This window comes from Pseudomonas sp. GL-RE-26 (assembly GCF_019956275.1).
Taxonomy (GTDB): Bacteria; Pseudomonadota; Gammaproteobacteria; order Pseudomonadales; family Pseudomonadaceae; genus Aquipseudomonas; species Aquipseudomonas grandcourensis.
Map to the genome: position 1 here is coordinate 697,845 of NZ_JAHBDI010000011.1, position 6,130 is coordinate 703,974.

General features: G+C 57.5%; 5 protein-coding genes. 3 read left to right on the top strand and 2 right to left on the bottom strand.

Going from position 1 to position 6,130, the window contains the following annotated elements; translation table 11 throughout:
* Positions 1–91: 91 nt before the first annotated feature.
* Together argC and erpA are read left to right on the top strand one after the other, a co-directional pair.
* Positions 92–1,126: an N-acetyl-gamma-glutamyl-phosphate reductase gene (argC, locus tag KGB07_RS10720; RefSeq protein ID WP_046039523.1), complete on the top strand. Its 1,035-nt coding sequence runs from the start codon at positions 92–94 to the stop codon at positions 1,124–1,126.
* A 154-nt stretch (positions 1,127–1,280) separates the two neighbouring features.
* Positions 1,281–1,631, top strand: a complete 351-nt coding sequence (gene erpA, locus KGB07_RS10725; RefSeq protein WP_007906865.1) for an iron-sulfur cluster insertion protein ErpA — start codon at positions 1,281–1,283, stop codon at positions 1,629–1,631.
* Positions 1,632–1,699: 68 nt separating this feature from the next.
* Here erpA and KGB07_RS10730 read toward each other — a convergent pair whose 3' ends face one another.
* Positions 1,700–2,791 carry an anhydro-N-acetylmuramic acid kinase gene (locus KGB07_RS10730; protein ID WP_223465352.1) on the bottom strand — a complete coding sequence of 364 codons (1,092 nt, stop codon included), beginning with the start codon at positions 2,789–2,791 and terminating at the stop codon, positions 1,700–1,702.
* 3 nt (positions 2,792–2,794) lie between these two features.
* On the bottom strand, positions 2,795–4,213 hold the full coding sequence (locus tag KGB07_RS10735; RefSeq protein ID WP_223465354.1) for a peptidoglycan DD-metalloendopeptidase family protein: 1,419 nt from the start codon (positions 4,211–4,213) through the stop codon (positions 2,795–2,797).
* 211 nt (positions 4,214–4,424) lie between these two features.
* Between KGB07_RS10735 and tyrS the strand changes: the two genes are divergently transcribed.
* Entirely contained in the window at positions 4,425–5,624 is a 1,200-nt protein-coding gene (gene tyrS, locus KGB07_RS10740; protein ID WP_046039529.1) for a tyrosine--tRNA ligase, read from the top strand.
* Positions 5,625–6,130: the final 506 nt, after the last annotated feature.

Genomic DNA, 6,130 nt, shown 5'->3' on the forward strand with positions numbered 1-6,130 from the left:
TGAGCGTCCGCACGTCACCTTGACGGTTGTCGCAGGGGCGCACGGCCCCTATTATCGACGGCTTTCCAGTGGGTTCGTTGAGGGCAGGTTTATGGTCAAGGTCGGTATCGTCGGCGGCACGGGTTACACAGGTGTCGAACTGCTGCGTCTGTTGGCGCAACATCCGCAAGCTGAGGTGGTTGTCATCACTTCCCGATCCGAGGCTGGCCTGGCCGTCGCCGACATGTACCCGAACCTGCGAGGCCATTACGACGGCCTGGCGTTCAGCGTTCCGGACATCAAGACCCTGGGTGCCTGCGATGTGGTGTTCTTCGCCACACCGCACGGTGTTGCCCATGCCTTGGCGGGCGAACTGCTGGCGGCCGGGACCAAGGTCATCGACCTGTCGGCCGACTTCCGTCTGCAAGACGCGGATGAATGGGCCAAGTGGTACGGCCAACCGCACGGTGCACCGGAGTTGCTGGACGAGGCGGTCTACGGCTTGCCGGAAGTCAATCGCGAGCAGATCAAGAAAGCGCGCCTGATTGCCGTGCCGGGCTGCTACCCGACTGCAACGCAATTGGGCTTCCTGCCATTGCTCGAAGCCGGCCTGGCCGATGTTGCGCATCTGATTGCTGACTGCAAGTCCGGCGTCAGCGGTGCCGGTCGTGGTGCTTCCGTAGGCTCGCTGTACTCCGAAACGTCGGAAAGCATGAAGGCCTATGCGGTCAAAGGTCACCGTCACCTGCCGGAGATTCGCCAGGGGCTTCGTCGTGCAGCAGGCAAGGACGTCGGCCTGACCTTCGTTCCGCACCTGACGCCGATGATTCGTGGCATTCACTCCACGCTCTACGCAACCGTTGTTGATCGCTCGGTGGATCTGCAGGCGTTGTTTGAAAAGCGTTATGCCAACGAGCCGTTCGTCGATGTGATGCCGGCCGGCAGCCATCCGGAGACTCGTAGCGTACGGGGTGCCAACGTCTGCCGTATCGCTGTGCATCGCCCTCAGGATGGTGATCTGGTGGTCGTGTTGTCGGTGATCGACAATCTGGTCAAAGGCGCTTCGGGTCAGGCCGTGCAGAACATGAACATTCTGTTCGGGCTGGATGAGCGTCTGGGCCTGTCCCACGCCGGCATGCTGCCTTGAGAGGAGCTACAAGCTTCAAGTTGTAAGCGGAAAGCTTGAAGCTCACAGCTTGAAGCTTGTCGCTGCTCCTAGAATAGTTGACCGCTTTTCTAGGAGAAGCGGATAATGCGCGTCATCACGCAATATGACGGCGTAACGCCGGGAGATAGTCAGCATGAGCGTCGAATCCTTCACCCCCACGGCTTTGCAATTCACCCACGGTGCCGCGCACAAGGTGAAGAGCCTGGTCGATGAAGAGGGGAATGATCGCTTGAAGCTGCGCGTATTCGTTACGGGCGGCGGTTGTTCAGGTTTTCAGTACGGCTTCACCTTCGATGAAGAAGTGGCCGATGACGACACCATCGTCGAGCGCGAAGGTGTGAGTCTGGTTGTCGATCCGATGAGCTTCCAGTACCTGGCAGGTGCCGAGGTGGACTACCAGGAAGGTCTGGAAGGTTCGCGTTTCGTCATCAAGAACCCGAATGCAACCACCACCTGTGGCTGCGGTTCTTCGTTCTCGATCTGATCAGCGCACCTGTTTCACAGAACGCCGTACGGCCTCAGGGTCTTGCGGCGTTTTGCTGTGTGGAGGATTTATGCGGGGTAGATGGCGCCGAGTACGCGCAAGCCGCGGGCACCGGTGACGCTTGGACGGTTGGCTGCGATGCCTTCGAGGCAGCAATGAGCCAGCCACGCGAAGGCCATGGCTTCAACCCAGTCGGGGTCCACGCCGTAGGTGGCAGTGCTGCTGACGCTGGCGTTTGGCAGCAGGCTGGCCAAGCGAATCATCAAGGCCGTGTTGCGGGCACCGCCGCCGCAGACCAGCAACTCCTGCGTGTCTGCCTGGGCGCTTTGCAGTGACTCGATGATGGTCAGCGCGGTCAGCTCAAGCAGCGTCGCCTGAACATCTTTGGCGGCGAAGGCTGGCAGTTGTGCCAGATGTCGTGTCAGCCATGGCAGGTTGAACACTTCCCGGCCGGTACTCTTCGGGCCTTTGGTCACAAAGAACGGATCACTGAGCAGTGCATTCAACAGCACCGGTTCTACATTGCCGCTGGCAGCCCATTGGCCGTCACGGTCAAAGTGGTCGCCGCGTTGCTGGTGAATCCAGGCGTCCAGCAGCACATTGCCCGGGCCACAGTCGAAACCGGCGACCGGCTTGCCGGGCTGGATAAGGCTGAGATTGCTGAAGCCGCCAACGTTCAGTACTGCGCGATTTCCAGCCCGCTCTTCAAACAAGGCTTCATGAAAGGCGGGAACCAGCGGTGCGCCTTGTCCGCCGGCAGCAACGTCGCGGCTGCGGAAGTCGCTGACCACGGTGATGCCGGTCAGCTCGGTCAGCAGGGCCGGGTTGCCAATCTGCACGGTGAAACCGCGTGCCGGTTCGTGGCGGATGGTCTGGCCATGACTGCCAATCGCACGAATGTCGTCAGTCTTCAGTTGCTGCTGAGCGAGAAGGGCATGAATCCCTTGGGCTGCCAGCTTCACCCAGTTTTGCTGGGCGATGGCGGAGCGGGCGATTTCGTCCGGGCCGCTGGCGCACAAGCCGAGCAGCTCAGCGCGCAGGGTATCGGGCATCGAGATGTAGTGGGAGGCGATCAGCCTGATCGCCGGAGCTTGCTCGATCAGTGCGATGTCCAGGCCATCAAGGCTGGTTCCGGACATCACACCTATATAGAGCGCCATGGCTTAGCGCTTGCTCGAAGCCAGCAGAGTGGCTTTTTCCTGTTCCATGCGCGCCATCAGTGGCTGGCTTTGGGCGAGGAAGCGTGCGCGTTCGGCCTTGGCAATCGGATCAGCCATTGGCAGTTTCTGGCCCAGCGGGTCGACGTGTACACCATTGACCTGGAACTCGTAGTGCAGGTGCGGACCGGTGGAGAGACCGGTGGTGCCGATATAGCCAATCACTTGACCCTGTTTCACAGTGCCGCCAGTCTTCACGCCTTTGGCGAAGCCTTGCATGTGGCCGTAGAGCGTGGTGTAGGTATTGCCGTGCTGGAGGACCACTGTATTGCCGTAGCCACCACGGCGACCGGCCAGCAAGACCTTGCCATCACCGGCTGCCTTGATTGGAGTGCCGCGCGGTGCTGCGTAGTCGACGCCTTTGTGGGCGCGGATCTTGTTCAGGATCGGGTGTTTGCGGCCCATGGAAAATTTCGAGCTGATGCGAGCGAAGTCCACCGGTGTGCGGATGAACGCCTTGCGCATGCTGTTGCCGTCAGCGGTGTAGTAGCTGCTGTTGCCTTGTTTGTTGGTGTAGCGCACGGCGGTGTAGGTCTTGCCGCGGTTGGTGAAGCGCGCCGACAGGATCGGGCCAGTGCCGACGGCCTTGCCGTTGACCACCTTTTGCTCGTAGATCACGTCGAACTCGTCGCCTTGGCGAATATCCTGGGCGAAGTCCACGTCGTAGCCAAACACGCTGGCCATGTCCATGGTCAGGCTGTGAGACAGGCCGGCCCGGGCTGCGGACTGCGACAGCGAGCTGTTGATCACACCATGTACATAGGCGGAGCGCACGGTCGGTTTCGCGGTAATGCGGTTGAAGGTGTAGCCCTTGTCGTTCTTGGTCAGGCTGATGCTTTCGAGGTCGTTGAGTTTGCTGTGCAGGTTGCTCAACTGGCCGTCAGGACTCAGTTCGAATTCGAGTTTTTGCCCATGCTTGAGTTGGCTGAACTGCTTGGCCTGCTTGTCGCTGGCCAGCACGTCATGCACTGAGGTTGCTGGGAGGCCGACCTTCTCGAACAGTGTAGAGAGGGTGTCACCCTTGGTGACGATCACTTCCCTGTGGCTTGCCGGCTTCTTTTCTTCGACGACCGGCGCAGGCTCGGCTTGAGCTGTTTCCTGGGTGTCTTCGGCGCTGTTGTCGATCTGCGCGAAGGGGGAGGTTGCTGGTTCATTTGTGGCTTGAACGGCCTCAGCAGCGTCTTGATCTTGTGTCAGTTGTTCAGCGGGGCTTTCCAGTTCAAGACTCAGGGTTGTCTTTTTGGCTTCGACATCGCTGGAAGGGAATACCAGGAGCGCCAGGCTGAGAAGGGCGGCGATGCCACTTGCGGCAAGCAAGTGGGTCTTCGGGTAAAGCGGCGGCGCTTTAGACGATTCTGTGGTCATAAGTGGTTTTGACTTTGAAAAAGATGAATTGGAAAAGATGAATGACATGATGAAGATGAAATAACTGTATAAAATATAACCAAATCATCTCTGAAGCAAGTCCGCAGGCGCTCTGTCTGCGGATTGGCGTCCGTGCGCCGGGCAAACCTTGTATTTGACGCGCGATCTTGTATGGTTGGTTCCCTTTGAATCTGAGCCTTGCGGGTCTGTTATGAAGTCGGTTGAAGAGCAGCTAGCGCTGATCAAACGTGGTGCGGAAGAACTGTTGGTCGAGTCCGAGCTGATTGAAAAGCTCAAGCGTGGCCAACCGCTACGTATTAAGGCGGGCTTCGATCCAACGGCTCCGGACCTGCACTTGGGTCACACCGTGCTTATTAATAAGCTGCGTCAGTTCCAGGAGCTGGGGCATCAGGTGATCTTCCTTATAGGTGACTTCACCGGGATGATCGGTGATCCGAGCGGCAAGAGTGCCACGCGCCCGCCGCTCACTCGCGAGCAAGTCCTTGAGAATGCCGAGACCTACAAGACTCAGGTGTTCAAGATTCTCGATCCGGCAAAAACCGAAGTGGCTTTCAACTCCACCTGGATGGATCAGATGGGGCCGGCCGACTTCATTCGCCTGACTTCGCAGTACACCGTGGCTCGCATGCTCGAGCGCGATGACTTCGACAAGCGCTACACGACCAATCAGCCAATCGCCATTCATGAGTTTCTTTATCCGCTGGTTCAGGGTTATGACTCGGTAGCTCTGCGCGCGGACGTCGAGCTCGGCGGCACTGATCAGAAGTTCAACTTGCTGATGGGGCGTGAGCTGCAGCGTGGTTATGGTCAGGAAGCCCAGTGCATTTTGACCATGCCGCTGCTTGAGGGTCTGGATGGCGTGAAGAAGATGTCCAAGTCCTTGGGCAACTACGTCGGTATCCAGGAAGCGCCGGGTGTGATGTATGGCAAGCTGGTTTCCATTCCGGATGTGCTGATGTGGCGTTACTTCGAGTTGCTCAGCTTCCGCTCCATGGAAGAGATCAATGGGTTCCGCGCAGATGTAGAGGCGGGTGCCAATCCGCGTGACATCAAGATCAAGCTGGCTGAAGAGATCGTCGCGCGCTTCCATGGTGAGGAAGCTGCTGCCAATGCTCACCGTGCTGCCGGTAACCGTATGAAGGATGGCGAGCTGCCGGATGATCTGCCGGAAATCGAATTGACTGCTGCCGAGGATATGCCGATTGCTGCTGTCCTTAATAAGGCTGGCCTGGTCAAGAACTCGGCGGTGGCGCGAGATCTCCTGGGTTCTGGTGGTGTGCGTATAGATGGTGAGGTTGTTGATCGCACCTTTATGTATGCACTGGGCGCGACCCATGTTTGCCAGGCCGGGAAGAAGGCATTTGCGCGTATTACGCTCAAATCCGAATAAAGCTGAAATAAGGGGTTGACGGCAGATTCTGGAAGCCTATAATTCGCCCCACTTCCGGCGCAGTCGAAACGGAAAACTCCTTGGTAAACAAAGAGTTACGCAGTTTTCGACAGCAAGCTGCTTCAGTTCATCGAAGCCGAAAGGGAGTTGAAAAAGAGGTGTTGACAGCAGCGTGTAACGCTGTAGAATTCGCCTCCCGCTGATGAGAGATCTGAAGCGCAAGTGGTTGAAGTTGTAAAGGAAACTTTGAAAGCTTCTGAAAATAATCACTTGACAGCAAATGAGGCTGCTGTAGAATGCGCGCCTCGGTTGAGACGAAAGTTCTTAACCAACCGCTCTTTAACAACTGAATCAAGCAATTCGTGTGGGTGCTTGTGGAGTCAGACTGCTAGTCAACAGATTATCAGCATCACAAGTTACTCCGCGAGAAATCAAAGATGTAACCAACGATTGCTGAGCCAAGTTTAGGGTTTTCTCAAAACCCAAAGATGTTTGAACTGAAGAGT